The following is a 21,185-nucleotide window of genomic DNA, read 5'->3' on the forward strand; positions in this document are numbered from 1 at the left end:
TCAATCCGGCCGTTTCTCAAAAATATGATCAAATATTTTGAACTGTCAATCAGCCAGTACAGATTTCACGGTGTTCTGCGTCGCAGAATCACCAAAAATCAGCACCTGGCGCACCTGATCCATGCCCTGGCGGATGTCGTCTTCAATGGCACGGCAAGCGGTGGCAGCGTCATGATTCTCAAGCGCGCGGATGGTAATATCATGCTGATCCGGCTGAATTGTATTGGCATACCGCCCAAGAACACCGCGCAGCGATGGCCCGGCCCGCAGCCACAAAGATTGCGCCAGCGCCAGCAGAATTCCCGCCCCTGCAGCTTCATACAACGCGAAATGAAAGCGGTAATTATACTTGAGATACCCTTCAATATCCCCCTCAGAAATCGCGGCATTCAGGTGATTGTCGATCTCGCGAAGGTGTTTTGTCAGCTCTTCATTCGCGCGTGGCACCGCGATCTGCACAAGTTTGGGTTCAATCGAAAGCCTTGCAAAATATAACTCTTCCACCTGTGTCAGTGAAAGTTCCGGCACGGTGATCCGCCGATTTCCCTTTGCTTCCAGCGCACCTTCTGCCGTCAGACGACGAATGGCTTCGCGTACTGGCGTGGTGCCCGCATCCAGAACCTCAACCAGCCCCTGAATGGTCACGGGCTGTCCCGGCACAAGCACACCAAACAGGATCATTTCACGGATACGCAGGTAGATTGCCTCATGTTCAGGCACTTTGCGGTGCTCCATATATATTCCCTCCCAATCCTGCTTGCGGCGCAGCGCGTCCCGGCGCTATTTCTTGAAAACATCAGGCCTGTGTTGCACCGAATCAATTAATTTGATCATATCACAGACCAAAGGTGCAAATACCTTAAACTCAGGGAGACACTTATCATGAAAAAATCACTGCTGCCTCTGGCGCTGGCTGCCTTCGCTGCCCCCGCCTTTGCTGAAGAAGTCCGCGTCTATAACTGGTCCGACTATATTGATGAGTCGCTGCTTGAGAAATTCGAAGAAGAAACCGGCATTGATCTGATCTATGACGTGTTTGATTCAAACGAACTGCTGGAAACCAAAATGCTTGCGGGCAGCTCTGGCTATGATGTTGTGGTTCCGTCCGGCACATTCCTGCAACGCCAGATTTCTGCCGGCGCCTTCCAGCCACTGGACCGTGCCCAGCTGTCTAACATTGGCAATATGTGGGATGTGGTTGCCAGCCGCACCGCACAATACGACCCGGACAACACCTATTCCATCAACTATATGTGGGGCACAACCGGCCTTGGCGTAAACGTTGGTAAAGTCACAGAAATCCTCGGCGAAGATGCGCCGCTGGACAGCCTGGCCCTGATCTTTGATCCGGCCAACATGGAAAAGCTGGCGGAATGTGGCGTTCATTTCCTCGATGCCCCGTCTGAAATGATCCCGGCTGCTTTGCAGTATCTGGGCGAAGATCCCGACAGCCATGATCCGGACGTGATCGCAAAAGCAGAACCTGTGCTGATGGCGATCCGCCCATATATACAGAAGTTCCACAGCTCTGAATACATCAACGCCCTGGCCAATGGCGACATCTGCGTTGCATTCGGCTGGTCCGGTGACGTTCTGCAGGCTGCCGGTCGCGCAGCTGAGGCCGAGAATGGCCATGAAATCGCCTATAACATCCCGGTTGAAGGCGCTTTGATGTGGTTTGACCAGATGGCCATTCCGGCAGACGCACAGAACCCGGAAGGCGCGCATAAGTTCCTGAACTTCATCATGGATCCTGAAAACATGGCGGCTGCGTCCAACTATGTGTTCTACGCGAACGGCAACCTGGCCGCTCAGGAACATCTTGTTGAGGACGTGATCGGTGATCCGGCTGTGTACCCTCCGGCTGAGACCATCGAAAACCTGTTTGTGACCACACCTTACCCGGCACGTGTTCAGCGTACCGTGACCCGTATGTGGACCAAGATCAAATCCGGCACCTGATCCGGTTATAACAAGTGCCCTGCCGGTTCCGCCGGCAGGGTTTTTCTGAGGGAGGGGAAATCATGACATCAACCGACGCCGCCGCTGTGCCTGCAGATTTTGCACCATGGGAAAATGCGGATGAAAAACCGCTGATCGAATTTCAGAATGTCACCAAACGTTTCGGTGATTTTACTGCAATTGATAACCTCAACCTTCAGATTTACGAGCGCGAATTCTTCGCCCTGCTTGGTCCTTCCGGCTGTGGGAAAACCACGCTGATGCGGATGCTGGCGGGCTTTGAAACACCAACAGAAGGCACAATCCTTCTGGGTGGCCAGGACATGGCCCCGATCCCACCGAACAAACGCGCAACCAATATGATGTTTCAGTCTTATGCCCTGTTCCCACATCTTTCCGTCGCCGACAACATCGCCTTTGGCCTGAAACGGGACGGCATACCCAAGGCTGATATTGATGCGCGCGTTGATGAAATGATCCGCCTTGTGCAGCTTGGTCAATTCGCCAAGCGCAAACCACACCAGATTTCCGGCGGCCAGCGTCAGCGTGTAGCGCTTGCCCGGTCTCTGGCGAAAGCGCCGAAGCTGCTTCTACTGGATGAACCTCTTGGGGCGCTTGATAAAAAGCTGCGTCAGGAAACCCAGTTTGAACTGATGGATATTCAGGAAAAGACCGGCACAACTTTTGTTATTGTGACCCACGATCAGGAAGAGGCCATGACAGTTGCCTCCCGCGTCGCCGTGATGGATCACGGGAAACTCATTCAGGTCGACACCCCCGCCGGGATCTACGAAAATCCGAATTCCACCTATGTGGCTGACTTCATTGGTGATGTGAACATTCTTGAGGGCCACGCGGCAAAATCCGACGCTGGCTGTCAAATCACCTGGGCTGAAGGCCAGCCTGCGATCAATTCCAACTGCGGCACGGACCTGTCCGGCAAAGTGCATTTCGCAATCCGCCCTGAGAAAATCACAGTCTCTGCCGACAAACCCACAGACAAGCCAAATGTGCTGCAGGGCAAAGTGCATGACATCGCGTATCTCGGCAATATCTCGACCTATCACGTACGCCTGAGCAATGGTCAGATCATCAAGGCACAATCCGCCAACAACCGCCGTCTGTCCCGCCGCAGTTTCACCTGGGAAGATGACGTCTACCTGAGCTTCACCGACACCGCCGGTGTCGTTCTGGCGGAATAAGCGCATGAATATGCTGCGTCGTACCGCCCTGATCCTGCCGCCATACCTCTGGCTGCTGATGCTCTTTCTTGTGCCGTTCCTGATTGTCTTTAAGATCTCTCTTTCAGACATCGAACTGGCCATTCCCCCGTACACCCCGACCTATGATCCGGAAAAAGGCATCTGGGATCTGCTGTCTCAGCTGGATTTTGAAAACTTTATCTTCCTCTCTGAAGACAGCCTGTATTTCAAAGCCTATCTGTCCAGCCTGAAGATCGCGATTATTTCAACTTTCCTGACCCTGCTGGTAGGCTTTCCTATTGCCTGGGCCATGGCACGTGCCGCCGATCACTGGCGTCCGACCCTGATGATGCTGGTGATCCTGCCCTTCTGGACGTCATTCCTGATCCGCGTTTATGCGTGGAAAGGCATTCTCAGCCAGGAAGGCTATCTGAACCAGATGCTGATGAACATTGGCCTGATCAGTGATCCCCTCGTGATCCTGAACACCAATATCGCGGTCTATATCGGTATCGTTTACACCTACCTGCCCTTCATGGTGCTGCCCATCTATGCAACGCTTGAAAAGCTGGACGAAAGCCTGAACGAAGCCGCGGTAGACCTTGGCTGCACCCGCACATCCGCCTTCTGGCTGGTGACGCTGCCCCTGTCAAAACCCGGCGTGATTGCCGGTTGTTTCCTCGTGTTTATCCCGGCGCTGGGTGAATTTGTGATCCCGGAACTTCTGGGCGGCTCAAACACGCTGATGATTGGTAAGGTTCTGTATCAGGAATTCTTCTCAAACCGTGACTGGCCGGTGGCAAGTGCGGTGGCGGTGATCCTGCTGCTGATCCTGATCATTCCGATCATTCTGTTCCAGAAAAACCAGGAAAAGCAGGAGGCAGGCCAATGAGACGCATGTCATGGTTCAACGTCACATCCCTGACTTTCGGGCTGGCGTTCCTTTATCTGCCGATGCTTCTGCTGATCATCTACAGTTTCAACGAAAGCCGTCTGGTCACGGTCTGGGCCGGGTTTTCCACCAAATGGTATGGCGAACTTTTCCAGAACGAAGCCTTCCTTGATGCAGCCCTTGTGACCCTGAAAGTCGGCTTCTTTTCCGCCACGGTCGCAACGGTTCTTGGCACCATGGCCGCCTGGATACTGGTGCGTGGTGGCAAGTTCTTTGGCCGCACGCTGTTTTCCGGCATGATCTATGCGCCGCTGGTGATGCCCGAAGTCATCACCGGGTTGTCGCTGTTGCTGTTGTTCATCGCCATCGGCATGGATCGCGGCGTGATGACCATCGTGCTGGCCCATACAACATTTTCTATGTGTTACGTGTCTGTTGTGGTGTCCTCGCGTCTTGTGGCTTTTGACAAATCTATGGAAGAAGCCGCACTTGATCTGGGCTGCACGCCCGCATCTGCCTTCTTCCTTGTGACGCTGCCACTGATCGCCCCTGCGGTTCTGTCGGGCTGGTTGCTGGCGTTTACGCTATCGCTGGATGACCTTGTGATCGCAAGCTTTGCGGCGGGGCCAAGTTCCACCACCCTGCCGATCAAAATCTTCAGTTCCGTGCGCCTGGGCGTGACACCTGAAATCAACGCGCTGTCGACGATCATGATCTCTATCGTGGCCATCGGTGTGATCACGGCATCCCTTGTAACCAAACAGGCAATCGCCCGCGCAAAACGGGATGAACAGAAGGCAATTCAGGATGGATAAGTTTGAAAAATCCTTCACGGGTTACACCGAAACCTTTGGTGTGCCTGACCGGATTGAACTGATGTTATGTGATCTCAACGGTATCCTGCGTGGCAAATGGCTGCCCGGTGATCAGACTGGCAAATTTGCCAAAGGCGATGTGCGCCTGCCGCTGTCGACCTATGCCCCGAATATTCTGGGGGAAGAGGTTGAGGAAACCGGGCTTGGCATCGTGGCCGGTGACCCGGATGGTCGCCTTGTGCCGGTGGAAAGCAGTCTTGCGCCTGTGCCCTGGGCTAAGGGCAACGTTGCGCAGATGCTGGTGGAAATGGTCGAAGCGGGCAAGGATGACAATCCCCTGTCCCCGCGCGGCATCCTACAATCTGTGCTGGATCGCTTTGCGGCAAAAGACATGTTCCCGGTGGTGGCAAGCGAGCTTGAGTTTTACATCTTCAAGCCCCGTGCCAATGCCTCTGACGCCCCACAGCCCCCGGCGCGCACGCCAGATGCCCAAAATTACGATCTGGAAATTCTGGATCGTCAGGAAGACATTCTGACCGAAATTCAGGCGGCCTGCGCAGCCCAGGGCCTGGCGACAGATACATTGATTGCGGAATACGGTCCTGGCCAGTTTGAGATCAACTTTCACCACACAGGCGATGTCCTGCGTGCCGCTGACACCGCCCTATTGTTCCGCCGCCTTGTGCGCGCAGTTGTGGCGCGCCATGGCATGGAAGCCAGCTTTATGGCGAAACCCTATGCAGAATTCCCGGGCAATGGGATGCACCTGCACGCCTCTCTGGTGAATGGCGCAGGCGACAATGTGTTCTCAGCAGATGAAGGCGTGGGCGAGACCCTGCAAAACGCTGTCGCAGGTGTGTTGTCCACCATGGCCGATCTTCAGGCGATCTTTGCCCCGCATATGAACAGCTATCGCCGGTTCCAGCCAAACAGTTTCGCGCCGACCGCGCCGGATTGGGCGCTGGACCACCGCGGCGCATCTGTCCGCATTCCGGCCACAAAAGGCCCCGGTGCGCGACTGGAGCACCGCATTTCCGGCGCGGATGTGAATCCTTATCTGGCGTTTGCAGCGATCCTTGGTGGCATGTTGCACGGGATTGAAACCAAACCCGCCCTGCCCCTGTCTCTGGACGACCCACAGGCCACACCATCCGCCCCCCTTGGCCATGACTGGCTGATGGCGGTGGAACGGTTTGCACAGGCAGATATTGCAGCCACGATCTTCGGCACAGAATACCGCGATATCTACGCCACCCTGCGCCGGGACGAGATCAGCAAAATCGCAACCCGCCTGACACAGGTGGAATATGAGGTCTACCTTGGCCGCCTCTGAGCAGCCCCTTGATCGCATCTACGAACCAGCTGCCTATGGCAGGCTGCCGGTTCAGCAGTGCTTTTGGCACACCACCGCTGATCCCCTGACATATCCCGCGCTGGAAGGCGATCTGATCTGCGACATCGCCGTGATCGGCGCGGGTTACACCGGCCTGTCCGCCACCCATCGTCTGACCGGCGAAGATGTTGTCGTGCTTGAGGCCGAACAACCCGGCTGGGGCGCTTCCGGGCGCAATGGTGGCTTTTGCTGTCTGGGTGGTGCCCATCTGGAAACCGGGGACATCCTGAAAGCTTACGGACCAGAGGAAACCCAGACCTGGGCCATGGCGCAGCGCGCCTCGGTCGATCATGTCGCTGAATTTCTCGACAGTGCTGGCGAAGATGCCGACCGGCATTCCAAAGGCGAAACCATCCTGGCCCACCGGGCCTCCCTTGTGGAACCATTGCGCGAAGGGCAGGAATATTTCCGTCAGATCTATGGCATGAAGGCCGAATTCCTGCCCCGTGATGCCCTGGCAGAACATGGCCTTGGGCCGGACAGGCAAAACAGCTTTCACGCCGCCCTGACCAACCCCATCGGCTTTGCGCTCAACCCTTACAAATATACCCGCGCCCTTGCGCAGGCTGTGACCGCCTCGGACGCACGTATCTTTGGCGACACCCCGGTGATACGCCATTATCACCAGGACGGGCTGCACCATCTGCACACGCCCACCGGCCACCTGCGGGCAAGTCGTGTGATCTGGGCGACCAATGGTTACACGTCAGAAAACACGCCCCATATCCTGCGCGGTAAATTTCTGCCGGTGCAGTCCAATATCCTGCTGACCCGCCCCCTGACGGACAGCGAAATGCAGGATCAGAACTGGACCTCGCGCCAGATGTGTTATGACACGCGCAATCTGCTGCATTACTTCCGCTTGCTGCCCGACAACCGCATGTTATTCGGCATGCGCGGCGCCACATCTGCCAACCCCCAGGCCTTTGACACAGCCCGTCAGAACACCCGCACACATTTCGACAAGATGTTCCCGGCCTGGCGCAACGTGGAAACGCCCTATTTCTGGTCCGGCCTGATTGCCGGTGCCCGCCGCTTTGTGCCCTTTGCCGGGCCTCTCAAAGGTCTGCCCAACAGCTATGCCGCCATGTGTTACCACGGCAACGGTGTCGCCATGGGCAGTTACTGCGGCAAGCTGGTTGCGGAAAGCCTGCTGAACGTAAAACATACCACGCCTGCCCCGGATTTCCTGTCGCGCCCCCTTGCGACTTTCCCCTTCCGGCGTTATCGGCGGCATATCCTGCCACTTCTGTACCAATGGTATAATCTGAAAGACGGCCCGCTGTGATCCGGCCCTGACGAAGGTGAACCCAATGATAAAATCCCTGAAAATCGGCGTTCTGGAAACCGGCCTGCCCCCTGAAGAACTGGCGCCCGATTTCGGCAACTACCCTTCTATGGTCGAAAACTGGCTGAAACCGCTGTCCGCGCAATATGACACGAAATTCACCTTCTATCCTGTGCTGTCCGGCGACATCCCGCAGGATGGCGCACAGGCCGATATCTGGGTGATCACCGGATCAAAATTTGGCGTCTACGAAGACCATGCCTGGATTGCGCCGCTTGAAAATCTGATCCGCGACGCAAAGGCCAAAAACGCCTTGATGATTGGCATTTGTTTCGGCCACCAACTGATCGCCCAGGCCCTTGGCGGCACTGTGCGCAAATCTGACAAAGGCTGGGGCGTTGGTCCGCATATCTATGACACCAGCACATGGCCCAAAGCCCTTGGCGACACGCCTGCCAGCCTTAATCTGCAAGCCTATCATCAGGACCAGGTCGAAGTGCTGCCGGAAGGCGCACAGACCATCGCAAGTTCTGACTTCTGTGAACATGCCGCGCTCTGGTATCCGGGGTTTGCCATCACCGTGCAGGGCCATCCTGAGTTTTCAAAAGACTACGCCAGCGCCCTGATTGAAAGCCGTCGCGGCACGGTTCTGTCAGAAGCCGACGCAGACCAGGGCCAGGATTATATGTCCCGCGACATCACCGCCCCCGCGCTTGCAGAAATGATCGCAGCCCACTTGGATCAGCTATGAAACGGTTCTTCTTCGGGTACGGATCGCTTGTGCACAAAGGCACCCATGATCACGCCAATCACGCCCCTGCCCGCCTGCAAGGCTGGAAGCGCGTCTGGGTCGCAACCCCTGCCCGCGCCCTGCCATATCTCTCCGTCATCCGCGACGCAAACAGCGCGATTGACGGCCTCATCGCTGAAGTACCCGATCAGGGCTGGGAGGCGTTGGATCAACGTGAAGCCGCCTATCAGCGCGTGCCTTTGGAGCCGGAACTGACGCATCAGATGACGGATATGCCTGCGGACAGCCTGACCGTCGTATATTCCGTCTCCCCCGATGATCAGCAGCCTGTCAGCGATAAAAATCCGATCCTGCTGTCCTATCTCGATGTGGTCGTGCAGGGCTATTTTGATGTCTTTGGCGGCGACGGCGTTGATCATTTCTTCGACACCACCTTCAACTGGACGGGCAGCTATCTGGATGATCGCGTGGCACCGATCTATCCGCGTGCGCAACTCTGTGATCCCGGCCTTCAGGCAGAAACAGACACGCGCCTTGCCGCAATGGGCCAGACGCGTGTGATGCAGGCAGATTTTCCGCTCTGGTGATTATCTGCGCAGTGAAAACAGTGCCATAAGCCGACCCTGACGGGAAAACTCCTGCGGTTTTGCAGGTGCCGTGCCCCGCGCCATCACGCGTTTTGCCAGAACATAAGCAAGCGCACCGAAAATCACGCCACCTGTGGCCTGACCGATCAACACGCCCGGCGCGCCAAACCACGCAGCCCCAACCCAGACAAAGGGAATGGTGCCCAGCGTGTGGCGGCCCCAGTTGATCCAGGTCGAATAAAACGGATGGCCCAGGTTGTTAAACGCCGCGTTGCCGACAAAGATCACACCGTTGAAAAAGAACATCAGCGACAGCGGCCCACAGAACAGAAACACCAGCGTCAGGGTCAGGCCCTCGGCGGCAAACATGCCCGCAATCAGCGGGCGCAGCAGGAACAACAACCCTGACATCGCGACCACCCAAAGCACCAGGAATTTCAGCCCTTCCATAAAGGCCTGGCTCACCCGGTCTTGCTGGCCTGCGCCTGCGTTCTGGCCGATGATCGGGCCAATCGCGCCGGACAAGGCAAACACCGCGCCAAAGGCCACCGGTGTCAAACGCCCAACAATCGCCATCCCCGCAACAGCCGCCTCGCCATAGGCCGCCATGGATCGCGTGACAAACGCCTGGCCCAAGGGGGTTGCGAATTGCGTCAGGATCGCCGGGATTGCGATGGTCAGGATGGCTGGGAAATCTTCGCGGAATTCGTCGGATGTGGGTTTTTGCAACCCGCCGTAATGTTTGAAAATCGGGTAAAGCGACGCCGCCGCAATCGCAAAACGAGACGCAACAGACGCCAGTGCCGCCCCCGTCAGATCAAGGTTCAGACCAAAGATCAGGATCGGGTCCAGCACCGCATTCACAACACCCGCAAGAATGGTTGCAAACATCGCCCGTTTCGCCGCCCCATGGGCCCGCAAAATCGCCCCGCCAATCATCCCGATGATCAGCAATGGCAAAGCCGGAACAATGATTTGCATATAGCTGACTGCCAGATCCTGTGTTTCCCCCGTGGCGCCCATCAGCCCCACCAGGAAATGCAGGTTCATCCAGATTGCAGCCGCAAAAAGCGCGCCAACACCAACGCCGTATAACATCGCGCTGGCTGCCCGACGGCTGGCCATTTGTGTGTCGCCCTGGCCCAAGGCGCGCGCAACCAATGCGCCCGCCGCAATCGACATGCCGATCCCAAAACTTGAGGTGAAAAACAGGATTGCGCCCGCATATCCGACTGCCGCTGCAAGCTCTGCTTTGCCCAGCATGGAAATGAAAACCATATCCACGAAATCAACCAGAAAGATCGCCATCAACCCGATAGAGGCCGTCAGCGACATGGTCGTCACGTGTTTGAATAAGTTCCCGGTAAGGAATTTGGCCTGAGGATTATCGGACATGCTGGCTCCTGTCGCTGTTCACGCCACTGTGAACGGCCCCGCGCCAAATGAAAACCTGCGCAAATGCACAGACTGCCCGCAGTCGCCATGCTTTAGTGCAAAAAATCAACGTGCGCGCAGATATTGCGCGATGCCAATCAGGCTGATCACAATCCAAAACCCTTCCATCAGGGCAGACGCCAGATTGAAGTTATACCTCAGGGAAAATGCGATCAGAAACGACCCGGCCAGGTTCACAACCGGAAAGGCCAGGTCGTCAGAATTCATCCAGCGCATCTGTGTCGCCAGATAGGCCAGCCCAACCATCAAAGTGCCGCAGACACCTATGAAATCGGGCAGGCCAAGGTCACTCATTTCGCGCGAATGACCTGCATCAGCGGCAGAAGCTGCCCCATATCAGGCCCATGTGCCTGCCCGGTCAGCGCCTTGCGCAACGGCATAAAAAGACCACGGCCTTTGCGCCCGGTCGCGTCTTTCACAGCTTTCGTCCAGGTGCCCCAGGTCGCATCATCAAACGGCATCTCAGGCATCATGGACAGGGCTTCGGCGACGAAATCTTTGTCTTCGCCTTCAATCACCGGATCCGCACCATCGCGCAGCAAGGCCCACCAGCCTTCAAGGTCAGACAGCAATGTGATATTTTCACGCATCAAGGTCCAGAAGGCCTCAGCCTTATCCGCAGGAACACCGATTTCAGAAATGTAATCAGACACTTCTGCAAAATCACGCCCATGGTTCACTTTCGCCGTCAGCGGCTTCAGATCTTCGACGTCAAACTTTGTCGGGGCAGAACCAAACTTGGAAATGTCAAACCCATCGACCAGTTCCTGCATCTGTGAACGCAGCTCAACCGGATCAGCAGAGCCAAGGCGCGCCAGCTGTGACAGCATCGCCATAGGTTCAATCCCCTGGGCACGCAGATCACGCAGGGACAAAGTGCCCAGACGTTTGGACAGCGCCCCACCATCCGCATCGGTCAGCAGGGAATGGTGCGCAAATTCCGGCACAGCACCGCCCAGCGCTTTGATGATCTGGATCTGGGTCGCGGTGTTGGTCACATGGTCAGAACCACGCACAACATGGGTCACGCCAAAATCAATATCGTCACAAACAGACGCAGGCGTATACAGGTACTGCCCATCCGCACGGATCAGAACAGGATCAGACACAGACGCCGCATCAATGGAAATATCGCCAAGAACGCCGTCTTTCCATTCGATCCGTTCAAGATCCAGCTTAAACCGCCAGTGACCATTGCCACGTTCCGCCCGCAGCGCGTCTTTTTCAGCGTCGGACAGGTTCAGACCCGCGCGGTCATAAACCGGCGGCTTGCCCATGTTCAGCTGTTTCTTGCGTTTCAGGTCCAGTTCAACCGGGGTCTCAAAACATTCATAAAGACGACCAGACGCACGCAGCTGATCCATCGCCTCGTTGTAACGGTCCAGACGGTCAGACTGGCGCTCAACCCGATCCCAGGTCAGGCCCAGCCAGGTCAGGTCTTCCTTGATGCCATCAACATATTCTTCTTTAGAACGCTCAGGGTCCGTATCATCCAGACGCAGAATAAATTGTCCGCCGTTCTGTCGTGCGATCAGGTAATTCATCAACGCGGTACGCAGGTTGCCGATATGAATATAGCCGGTGGGCGACGGTGCAAAACGGGTAGTTGTCATCTGTTACGTTTCCTCTGATCCCTGACACAATATCAGGTCGCGCGTGGTGTTTCACACCCGCGCCCAAATGTCCAGTTTCAAGGGAAATCGCCCCGTTAATACCTGTTAACAGGGCGAACGCTGTGTATGCATAGGATGTGCATGACATGTGCATGCTTTGTGCATGGCATACTCAGCCCCAGATCCGGGCTTTAAACATAGCTGATCACCTCGATCTCGATCCCGTCCGCATCATCAAAATAGAACCGCTTTCCAGGTTCGTAATCGCCATGATTATGTGGCGTGAACCCCAGCGCTTTGACCTTCGCTTCCACCGCATCCAGATCCTCAACAACCACCCCAATATGGTTCATCGACCCCGGGGTTTTATAGCGATCAAAGTTCACCGGATCATTGCCCCCAGAACTGTACACCGCGATATAACTGTCCGCCCCGCCAACATGCAGCGTGGTGCCCTGATATTTCGCATCCCCCCGCCATCGCACGTGCCAGCCAAACAGCTGATTCAGCATCTCCGCAGTGGCATCCGGATCTTTGACGGTGACGTTGACATGTTCAAGCATTGCTTCTGACATGGTATTTCCTATCGTTGATTTTATTTCATTTTTCGTGTGTAATTCCTCAAGCTAACTTGAGATCAAGCAAAAGATTCGAAAGGCCAGATCATGCATCACCGCGATTTTCTATCCATCGGGCAACTGGCCAGCCGCACCGGCCTGGCGGTGTCCGCCATTCGTTATTATGAAGAACAGGGGCTTGTGTTTTCAGAACGAAATGCAGGTGGTCAACGCCGGTTTCGCCGCGCAGATATCCGGCGTCTCAGCTTTGTGCAGATCGCACAACAGTTTGATTTTTCACTGAAAGATATAGCAGAACAACTGTCCCGCCTGCCCGAAGGCCGCACTCCAACCAAGGCCGACTGGGCAAAGATTTCACGTCACTTTCGCGCTGACCTGGATGCCCGGATCAGAACCCTCGAAGGGTTACGCGACAAGCTGGACGGATGTATCGGCTGCGGTTGTCTCAGCTTGAAAAAGTGTCAGCTTTACAACCCGTTAGATAACGCCCGCCACAAAGGTACAGGCGCGCGTTATCTGGTGGGGGACATGCCCGAAGGCATTGACTGATCAGCCGTTATCGCGCCAACGGCTGACAATCGGATAGCGGCGATCCAGCCAGAAAGCACTTTGGGTCAGACGCGTGCCTGGGGCCGACTGAAAGCGTTTGTATTCAGAGATATAGATCAGATGTTCAATGCGTTTCACAGTCGCACGATCGTGCCCTTCGGCCACCAGATCAGCCACGGATTTTTCATCATCCACCAGACCTTCCAGGATCGCATCCAGCACTTCATAAGGCGGCAATGAATCGCTGTCTTTCTGATCGTCACGCAGTTCTGCCGACGGCGGCTTGTCGATGATAGACACCGGAATAACCTCACCCGCAGGTGCCGCCATCCAGGGGCGGTGATTGGCGTTGCGCCAGCGACATGATTCAAACACCCGCACTTTGTACATATCCTTCAGAGGATTGTAACCACCTGACATATCACCATAAATTGTCGCATACCCAACGGCGACCTCCGACTTATTGCCGGTCGTTAGCAGCATTTCACCAAACTTATTGCTCATGGCCATCAGCAGCAGGCCACGCAGACGGGATTGAATATTTTCCTCGGTCACGTCTTCATCACGCCCCGTAAACAGCGGCGCAAGCGTGTTGGTAATGGCAGCACGCCCCTCGGCAATCGGCACAAAATCATAGTGACAGCCCAGACGTTCAGCGATGTCTTTGGCATCATCCAGCGAGCTTTGCGATGTATATTCAGACGGCAACATCACACAGCGCACATTCTCCGGCCCCAGCGCGTCAGCAGCAATGGTCGCCACAATCGCAGAATCAATCCCACCGGACAGACCAAGCAGAACCTTCTCAAAGCCGGTCTTCCCCATATAATCGCGCAGGCTTTCGACCATGCAACGATAGTCCTGTTCCCACTCATCCGGCAAAGCGGCAAGGTCAGATTTGACAGCCCGCCAACCTTCATCCGTGCGTTCCAGTTCAAGATGCGCAATCGCTTCGTCAAACACCGGCATCTGCAGGGCAACTTCACCGCCGGGGTTCAGCACAAAGGTTCCGCCATCAAACACCTGATCATCCTGACCGCCTACCATGTTAAGATAGATTAACGGCAGGCCGGTTTCGGTTACACGCGCCATCATATGGGAATATCGCACGTCCATTTTGTTGCGGAAATACGGCGACCCGTTCGGCACCAGCAGGAATTCCGCCCCGGTTTCCGCAAGAGTTTCTGCCACATCTTCGTGCCAGGCGTCTTCGCAGATCGGTGTGCCGATACGGGTGTTGCCGACGGAATAAGGACCACCAAGGGGCCCGCTGTCATAGATGCGGACTTCGTCAAAGACGGTTTCATTGGGCAGGTGATGCTTAAGCACCCGCGAAACAATTTTCCCGCCCTTCAGAATGAAATAAGCGTTAAACAGCTTTCCATCCTCAACAAACGGCCCGCCAATGCCCAGCGCAGGGCCATCGGCACAATCGGCGGCCAGGGTCTGCACGGCCTCTACACAGGCCTGCTGGAACGCCGGTTTCATCACCAGATCCTGGGTGTTGTAGCCCGAGATAAACATTTCAGGCAGCGCCACCATATCAGCACCTGCGGCTTTGCCTTCTGCAAATGCAGCACGCGCCTTATCGGCATTCGCCGCAATCGCACCCACAGTCGGGTTCAGCTGTGCCAGCGTCAGTTTGAAACGATCTGCCATATCTACCTGCCTGAATCTCTGGTTCTCTGCCACTTCTTAACAGAGAATGCGCCGGGATAAACCACCCTCGCAGAAATCTTGTGCTTCTGTTTGCAAGCTTTGGGAATTAACATTGTCACCCGGGCGGACGGGGGCTAGTCTGCGCACAACCTGTGGCTTTGCCGCGCAATTTCATTGCCTCAACCGGAGCGCTCTATGCCTTTCGTGACACCCCCTGTGACCCGTCATTTCTTCCGTTTGTGCCTGTTTTCATTTGTCTCTGCCGGCTTCACCGGTTCTGCCCTGCCCGTTTTCGCACAAGAAACTGCGGTGGATGAAGCCCCTGCTGCAACAGTGGAAGTTCTGCGTCAGGAAGATCTGTACGGCGGCGTCTATGAAGGGGATATTCTGGACGGCAAACGTCATGGCAATGGCAGCTATGATTTGCCGTCCGGGTTTCATTACAGTGGTCAGTGGAATGAAGGCGCGATCACCGGACAGGGCAATATGACATTTGCGGATGGATCCACCTACGCCGGGGAATTCACCGATGGTGTGGCCGATGGGTTTGGCAAGCTGACCCTGCCCGATGGCAGCGTCTTTGAAGGGGATTGGCAACAGGGCGAGTTCACCGGAAATGGCATTGCGATTTATGCCAATGGCATTGTCTATGAGGGCGGATTTGATCATGCCCGCCACCATGGCGTGGGCACGCTGCGCAATCCGAACGGGTTTACCTATCAAGGCGAATGGGTCGAAGCCCGCCGTGAAGGCGAAGGGCGTGTGACCTATCCGGACGGATCACGCTATGAAGGCTTCTTCCTGAACAATCAGCGCCATGGGGCTGGCGAGTTCACATCTGCCGACGGGCTGCATTACGCAGGAACCTGGGAGAACCATCAGATGCATGGAGAAGGCCGGCTGACCTATCAGAATGGCGATGTGTTTGAGGGCGGCTTTGTCAATGGCCGCCGCGCGGGCGCAGCTGTGATGACCACAGCAAGTGGCGAAACGTATGAGGGTGGCTATCTGAATGATGCGCGCCACGGTCAGGGCAAACTGACCCTGAATGACGGTTATATCTATGAGGGAGCATGGTCTGAAGGCAAAATCATGGGCGAAGGTCAGGTGACTTACCCCGATGGGTCCATCTACCGTGGAATGCTTGCAGATGGTGTTGCCCATGGCACGGGGCGTATCGAATATCCCGGCGGTGGCAGCTATGAAGGCGCATGGAAGAACGGGCTGATCGATGGCGATGGCACCGCCAGTTACAACAGCGGCGCAACTTACACCGGCGGTTTCCGCGAAGGTCGCCCACATGGGCAAGGGCAGCTTATTGTGCCGGAACAATTCACTTATGACGGCAGCTGGATCGCCGGGCATCGCGAAGGACCAGGCGTCACACGTTTTGCCAGCGGTGCAATTTACACCGGCGAACACAGCAAAGATCAGCCAGACGGGCATGGCGAACTCGATGTGCCGGATGGCATTCGCTATGTTGGCCAGTGGTCAGCGGGTGACATCACAGGCGAAGGTGTGATGACCTATGCCAGCGGTGATGTTTACGAAGGTGCCCTGATATCTGGCAAACGCCATGGCCAGGGCGTACTGCGCTACGCCAGTGGCGAAGTGTCCGAAGGGATCTGGGAACATGACGCCCTGCCGGTTGAAAGTGAAACGACAACCTCAGGCACCACCGAAACACCAGATACTGAAACAGAGACCTCCGGGAACTGATTTCCGGGCCGCCTGTGAAAATTTCCGGATTTTCGCAGGAAGGCTCTTTTCAAATCGAAATCCCGGGTTATGATCGCGCCCATGATGACCAAAGCACATACCGCCCAACTGAACTGCGCCTCCGCGCAGCCTGTTCGCGCGCTATCTGCTCTTCTTCTCCTTACTCGCCTCTGAGCGTGCCTTTCGGCGCGACCGCTCAGGGGGTATATCGCGCCGGAATATGAGAGAAGAAAACGATTCCCCCGCCATCCAAAATTTCACTGGCGAAGACATGAAAGATGATCCGATGACCAACGCATCTGACACCGCATCCCAGCAGGACCGCGTCGTAATTTTTGACACCACCCTGCGCGACGGCGAACAAAGCCCCGGCGCAACCATGACCCATGATGAGAAGCTTGAGATTGCAGAGATGCTCGATGATATGGGCGTGGATATTATCGAAGCCGGTTTCCCGATTGCGTCTGAAGGCGACTTCAAGGCGGTTTCCGAGATTGCTGAACGCTCAAAGAATTCTGTGATCTGTGGCCTGTCCCGCGCGAATTTCAAAGACATTGACCGCTGCTTTGAAGCCGTGAAACACGCAGCCCAGCCACGCATTCACACCTTTATCGGCACGTCCCCCCTGCACCGTGAAATCCCGGGCCTGTCCATGGATGAAATGGCGGATAAGATCCATGAAACCGTGTCCCATGCGCGCAACCTCTGTGACAATGTGCAATGGTCCCCGATGGATGCGACCCGCACAGAGGAAGACTATCTGTGTCGTGTGATCGAAATCGCAATCAAAGCCGGTGCGACCACAATTAACATCCCGGATACAGTGGGTTACACCGCACCACGTGAAAGTGCCGAGCTGATTAAAATGCTGCTGGAGCGTGTGCCAGGTGCAGATGAAATCGTCTTTGCAACCCATTGTCATAACGACCTGGGCATGGCGACGGCGAACTCTCTGGCCGCTGTTGAGGCCGGTGCGCGTCAGATTGAATGTACCATCAACGGTCTGGGCGAACGTGCGGGCAACACGGCCCTGGAAGAAGTCGTCATGGCACTGAAAGTGCGCAATGACATTATGCCATTTACCACTGGTATCGACTCCCGCCGTCTGATGCAGATTTCCCGCCGTGTGGCGACTGTGTCCGGCTTCCCGGTGCAATATAACAAAGCGATTGTTGGCAAAAACGCCTTTGCCCATGAAAGCGGCATTCACCAGGACGGCATGCTGAAGAACGCTGAGACCTTTGAAATCATGCGTCCTGAAGATGTGGGCCTGTCCGGGACCTCCCTGCCGCTTGGCAAGCATTCCGGTCGTGCGGCGCTGCGTGCAAAGCTGGCTGAACTTGGTTTTGATGTGGGTGACAACCAGCTGAAAGACGTGTTCGTGCGGTTTAAGGCCCTGGCGGACCGCAAGAAAGAAGTACACGATGATGATGTTCTGGCCCTGATGCGGGACAGCGCATCTGAGGCGGAACATGAGGCCATTCAGGTGAAGTTCCTGCGTGTGATCTGTGGCACAGAAGCCCCACAATCCGCCGATCTGACCCTGACAGTGGATGGTGTGGATCAGCAAACCACGGCCACCGGTGATGGCCCTGTTGATGCCGTGTTCAACGCTGTTAAAGCGATCTTCCCGCATGATGTAAACCTGCAACTTTATCAAGTGCATGCGGTGACAGAGGGCACGGATGCCCAGGCAACTGTGTCTGTACGTCTGGAAGAAGAAGGGCGTATTGCCACGGGTCAGGCTGCAGATACGGATACGGTTGTGGCGTCTGCCAAAGCCTATGTGAACGCGCTGAACCGCCTGATTGTACGTCGTGAAAAAGGCGCGCCGGGTGAGGATGTGAAAACCATCTCGATGACCGACAGCGTGTAAAGACAAAACGCCGCCCTCTGAGGCGGCGTTTCTTTTGGCGGGCCCGGAAACTTCGAAAGAAAACGATCTCCCGCTTATGGCAACCAATAGCGCACAGACAGGTCATGCGTGCCGGGGGCGATGGCAGAATATTCGAACACGGGCTCACCATAGGCTTCGTTCGTGCCTGACACGGCGTAACCTTCTGATGGCAATTCACCTTCAAAGTTCAACTCATAATCGCCATTTTCATCATGCAGCACGAAGAACGCATAATAGCCCTCTGTCAGGTCCGGGAAATCCACACGCAGAGGAACAGCATCCGCCGGGATTTCCAGATAGCCACTGGCAGCTTTATAATCGAGCGCATCAAAAGCTTCCTGATGCTCGAAGGCCATGATCAGCAATTTGCCCTGATCAGATCGCGTGTCATGGATGTTGATCTGATAACCTGAAACGTTCTCCGTGTCGGTGGTGGATGCATTGGCTTCAGGCACCACATACCGCAGACCTGAGGCAATATAAGCCCCCCCGATGGTCAGGGCGATTGTTACAGCAGCGGCGGACAGGCGCATAGCGTTGGAAGGCATTACTTTTCTCCTTCTGATGTGGGCTGGGCAGGTTTCTTTTTGGGCTTCCAGCCAGGCGGGCCAAAGAGGTGGCCAAGTTTGTTGTATAGCCCATCTGCTTTCGCAACCTCAGCGCCAAGGCGTGTGAACCCATGGAAGAAGGCAACAAAGGGGTTGATCGAATTGATCGGTCGGGTAAGGCCGTACTTCACGTCTTCGATCTCTTCTTCAAAGGTTCCGAACATACGATCCCAGATGATGAAGATGCCAGCGTAATTCTTATCCAGATATTTCCGATTTGAACCGTGGTGTACCCGGTGGTGGCTTGGGGTGTTGAAAAGCAGTTCAATCGGCTTCCAGAGCTTGCCGATCACCTCGGTATGCAGGGCCGTCTGGAACAATTGCACCAATAGTTCGCAGACCAGAACCAGCAGCGGATCAAAGCCGAGAAGCACCAGCGGCAGGTGAAAAAACAGCGGCCAGAACCCGTCCAACGGGCCGTGACGATAGGCGACGGAAATATTGAAGAACGGCGAGGAATGGTGCACCGAATGGGTCGCCCAGAGGAAGTTGATCCGGTGCAGAATGCGATGTTCCCAGTAGTATGCCAGATCAGCAAGGATCAGACAAATCACCAGTGTCAGAAGGTTGGTCTGGATACCGAACACGGCGAACTCTGCCGCAAAGAAATAGGCCGCAGCGTAAAGCGTTGCAAAGAGCAGCGTTGTTGTGATCAGAAAAAAGGCGAGCGTGATATAGTTGGTGACTGTGTCACCCGCCATATGCTTCGACAGTTTCCCCCGAAGCGCATAAAGCGCAAGTTCAAACACCAGAAAGGCGATTGCGAAGACGAAAAACCAGTCGCCGATGAATTTTTCCCAGATCTCCAGTTGGAAGCCAGGAATGGGTTTAAGAAGAAAATCAGGCATGGATGACCCTTTGCTGTGATACTGAAAACCAGATAGACCCTGACGATGGACAAATCTTGCGAGGCGCGTGATCTTTCTTGCGCAATGGCCCCAGCCCCGGTGAAACCACCCGGAAATGGGGAATTTTTCGCAATATAGCGCAAAATCGGGCAAATTCCCGCCCCTTGGCTATATTCCGCAAACCCTCGCTCTTTACTATGGCGTAAACACGCCGCATAAACTTCCACGCAGCGCAGCCGAGTCTGCGCGTAATAATTGTATTTCGGGGATCACATATAACATGGCAATACTGAGCGGGCTGTTTTCGTCAGATATGGCAATTGACCTGGGCACAGCGAACACGTTGGTCTATGTCAAAGGTAAAGGTGTGATCCTGTCTGAACCCTCTGTTGTGGCATATCACGTCAAAGATGGTGTTAAGAAAGTCCTGGCCGTGGGCGAAGACGCGAAACTTATGCTGGGCCGGACACCGGGCAGCATTGAGGCGATCCGTCCGATGCGCGAAGGTGTGATTGCGGATTTTGACACTGCGGAAGAGATGATCAAACACTTCATCCGCAAAGTTCACAAACGCACGACTTTCTCAAAGCCAAAGATCATCGTTTGTGTGCCCCATGGCGCAACCCCGGTTGAAAAACGCGCAATTCGTCAGTCTGTGCTGTCTGCCGGTGCACGTCGCGCGGGCCTGATTGCAGAACCAATTGCTGCGGCGATTGGGGCTGGCATGCCGATCACTGATCCGACCGGCAACATGGTTGTCGACATCGGTGGTGGTACGACAGAAGTTGCGGTTCTGTCCCTGGGTGACATCGTTTACGCGCGTTCCGTGCGCGTCGGTGGTGACCGTATGGATGAAGCCATCATCAGCTACCTGCGCCGTCAGCAGAACCTTCTGGTCGGTGAAGCCACTGCGGAACGTATCAAAACCTCCATCGGGACCGCCCGTATGCCGGATGATGGACGCGGTGCGTCCATGCAGATCCGTGGCCGTGATCTGCTGACAGGTGTACCAAAAGAAATCGAGATCAATCAGGCACAGGTGGCAGAAGCCCTTGCAGAACCCGTACAGCAGATCTGCGAAGCGGTGATGACAGCCCTTGAAACCACGCCGCCGGATCTGGCCGCTGATATTGTGGATCGTGGCGTTATGCTGACCGGTGGTGGCGCGCTGCTCGGGTCGCTTGATCTGGCTCTGCGCGAACAGACCGGCCTGGCCGTATCTGTTGCCGACGAAAGCCTGAACTGTGTGGCGCTTGGCACCGGCAAAGCGCTGGAATACGAAAAACAACTGCGCCACGTCATTGATTACGACAGCTGATCTGTACAAGGCCCACTGCCTCATCCGACCAGCACTGACACCAGAACCAGG

General features: G+C 55.6%; 20 protein-coding genes. 12 read left to right on the forward strand and 8 right to left on the reverse strand.

Going from position 1 to position 21,185, the window contains the following annotated elements; all coding sequences use genetic code 11:
* Positions 1-45 precede the first annotated feature (45 nt).
* The gene (locus H1D41_RS17690; RefSeq protein WP_228850173.1) at positions 46-735 is read right to left on the reverse strand and encodes a GntR family transcriptional regulator; all 690 of its coding nucleotides are present in this window, start codon (positions 733-735) and stop codon (positions 46-48) included.
* Positions 736-882: 147 nt separating this feature from the next.
* Between H1D41_RS17690 and H1D41_RS17695 the strand changes: the two genes are divergently transcribed.
* From H1D41_RS17695 to H1D41_RS17730, 8 genes are all read left to right on the forward strand, one after another.
* Complete coding sequence (locus tag H1D41_RS17695) at positions 883-1,962, forward strand: polyamine ABC transporter substrate-binding protein (RefSeq protein WP_107495151.1); 1,080 nt, start codon at positions 883-885, stop codon at positions 1,960-1,962.
* Between the two features lie 62 nt (positions 1,963-2,024).
* Positions 2,025-3,164: an ABC transporter ATP-binding protein gene (locus H1D41_RS17700; RefSeq protein ID WP_228850174.1), complete on the forward strand. Its 1,140-nt coding sequence runs from the start codon at positions 2,025-2,027 to the stop codon at positions 3,162-3,164.
* 13 nt (positions 3,165-3,177) lie between these two features.
* On the forward strand, positions 3,178-4,056 hold the full coding sequence (locus H1D41_RS17705) for an ABC transporter permease subunit (protein ID WP_228850193.1): 879 nt from the start codon (positions 3,178-3,180) through the stop codon (positions 4,054-4,056).
* Positions 4,053-4,871: an ABC transporter permease gene (locus H1D41_RS17710; protein ID WP_228850175.1), complete on the forward strand. Its 819-nt coding sequence runs from the start codon at positions 4,053-4,055 to the stop codon at positions 4,869-4,871. Before H1D41_RS17705 ends, H1D41_RS17710 begins: the two co-directional genes overlap by 4 nt.
* Entirely contained in the window at positions 4,864-6,204 is a 1,341-nt protein-coding gene (locus H1D41_RS17715) for a glutamine synthetase family protein (RefSeq protein WP_228850176.1), read from the forward strand. Before H1D41_RS17710 ends, H1D41_RS17715 begins: the two co-directional genes overlap by 8 nt.
* Positions 6,179-7,552 (forward strand): NAD(P)/FAD-dependent oxidoreductase, encoded by a 1,374-nt coding sequence (locus H1D41_RS17720; protein WP_228850177.1) that lies wholly within the window; start codon positions 6,179-6,181, stop codon positions 7,550-7,552. The genes H1D41_RS17715 and H1D41_RS17720 overlap by 26 nt, the downstream gene beginning before the upstream one ends.
* A 25-nt stretch (positions 7,553-7,577) precedes the next feature.
* Entirely contained in the window at positions 7,578-8,303 is a 726-nt protein-coding gene (locus H1D41_RS17725) for a type 1 glutamine amidotransferase (protein WP_228850178.1), read from the forward strand.
* A complete protein-coding gene (locus tag H1D41_RS17730) occupies positions 8,300-8,890 on the forward strand; it encodes a gamma-glutamylcyclotransferase family protein (protein ID WP_228850179.1) in 591 nt (196 codons plus the stop codon). Before H1D41_RS17725 ends, H1D41_RS17730 begins: the two co-directional genes overlap by 4 nt.
* Here H1D41_RS17730 and H1D41_RS17735 read toward each other — a convergent pair whose 3' ends face one another.
* From H1D41_RS17735 to H1D41_RS17750, 4 genes are all read right to left on the reverse strand, one after another.
* Complete coding sequence (locus H1D41_RS17735; protein ID WP_107495158.1) at positions 8,891-10,285, reverse strand: MATE family efflux transporter; 1,395 nt, start codon at positions 10,283-10,285, stop codon at positions 8,891-8,893.
* Between the two features lie 105 nt (positions 10,286-10,390).
* Positions 10,391-10,639 (reverse strand): CBU_0592 family membrane protein, encoded by a 249-nt coding sequence (locus H1D41_RS17740; protein ID WP_228850180.1) that lies wholly within the window; start codon positions 10,637-10,639, stop codon positions 10,391-10,393.
* On the reverse strand, positions 10,636-11,958 hold the full coding sequence (gene gltX, locus H1D41_RS17745) for a glutamate--tRNA ligase (protein WP_228850181.1): 1,323 nt from the start codon (positions 11,956-11,958) through the stop codon (positions 10,636-10,638). Before gltX ends, H1D41_RS17740 begins: the two co-directional genes overlap by 4 nt.
* 191 nt (positions 11,959-12,149) lie before the next feature.
* Positions 12,150-12,533: a VOC family protein gene (locus H1D41_RS17750; RefSeq protein WP_228850182.1), complete on the reverse strand. Its 384-nt coding sequence runs from the start codon at positions 12,531-12,533 to the stop codon at positions 12,150-12,152.
* A gap of 90 nt (positions 12,534-12,623) precedes the next feature.
* On the opposite strand from H1D41_RS17750, the gene soxR reads away from it, so the two are divergent.
* Positions 12,624-13,085, forward strand: a complete 462-nt coding sequence (gene soxR, locus H1D41_RS17755; RefSeq protein ID WP_107495162.1) for a redox-sensitive transcriptional activator SoxR — start codon at positions 12,624-12,626, stop codon at positions 13,083-13,085.
* Here soxR and H1D41_RS17760 read toward each other — a convergent pair whose 3' ends face one another.
* Positions 13,086-14,744 (reverse strand): NAD+ synthase, encoded by a 1,659-nt coding sequence (locus tag H1D41_RS17760; RefSeq protein WP_228850183.1) that lies wholly within the window; start codon positions 14,742-14,744, stop codon positions 13,086-13,088.
* Between the two features lie 195 nt (positions 14,745-14,939).
* Here H1D41_RS17760 and H1D41_RS17765 point away from each other — a divergent pair, with 195 nt between their 5' ends.
* Together H1D41_RS17765 and H1D41_RS17770 are read left to right on the forward strand one after the other, a co-directional pair.
* A complete protein-coding gene (locus tag H1D41_RS17765) occupies positions 14,940-16,463 on the forward strand; it encodes a 2-isopropylmalate synthase (RefSeq protein ID WP_228850184.1) in 1,524 nt (507 codons plus the stop codon).
* 286 nt (positions 16,464-16,749) lie between these two features.
* On the forward strand, positions 16,750-18,339 hold the full coding sequence (locus tag H1D41_RS17770) for a 2-isopropylmalate synthase (RefSeq protein ID WP_228850194.1): 1,590 nt from the start codon (positions 16,750-16,752) through the stop codon (positions 18,337-18,339).
* 74 nt (positions 18,340-18,413) lie between these two features.
* Here H1D41_RS17770 and H1D41_RS17775 read toward each other — a convergent pair whose 3' ends face one another.
* Both H1D41_RS17775 and H1D41_RS17780 read right to left on the reverse strand, forming a co-directional pair.
* A complete protein-coding gene (locus tag H1D41_RS17775) occupies positions 18,414-18,908 on the reverse strand; it encodes a DUF2141 domain-containing protein (protein ID WP_228850185.1) in 495 nt (164 codons plus the stop codon).
* Positions 18,908-19,816, reverse strand: a complete 909-nt coding sequence (locus H1D41_RS17780; RefSeq protein WP_228850186.1) for a sterol desaturase family protein — start codon at positions 19,814-19,816, stop codon at positions 18,908-18,910. The genes H1D41_RS17775 and H1D41_RS17780 overlap by 1 nt, the downstream gene beginning before the upstream one ends.
* 280 nt (positions 19,817-20,096) lie before the next feature.
* On the opposite strand from H1D41_RS17780, the gene H1D41_RS17785 reads away from it, so the two are divergent.
* On the forward strand, positions 20,097-21,134 hold the full coding sequence (locus H1D41_RS17785) for a rod shape-determining protein (protein ID WP_107495184.1): 1,038 nt from the start codon (positions 20,097-20,099) through the stop codon (positions 21,132-21,134).
* Positions 21,135-21,185 lie beyond the last annotated feature (51 nt).

The organism is Halocynthiibacter styelae (assembly GCF_016123485.1).
Lineage (GTDB): Bacteria > Pseudomonadota > Alphaproteobacteria > Rhodobacterales > Rhodobacteraceae > Halocynthiibacter > Halocynthiibacter styelae.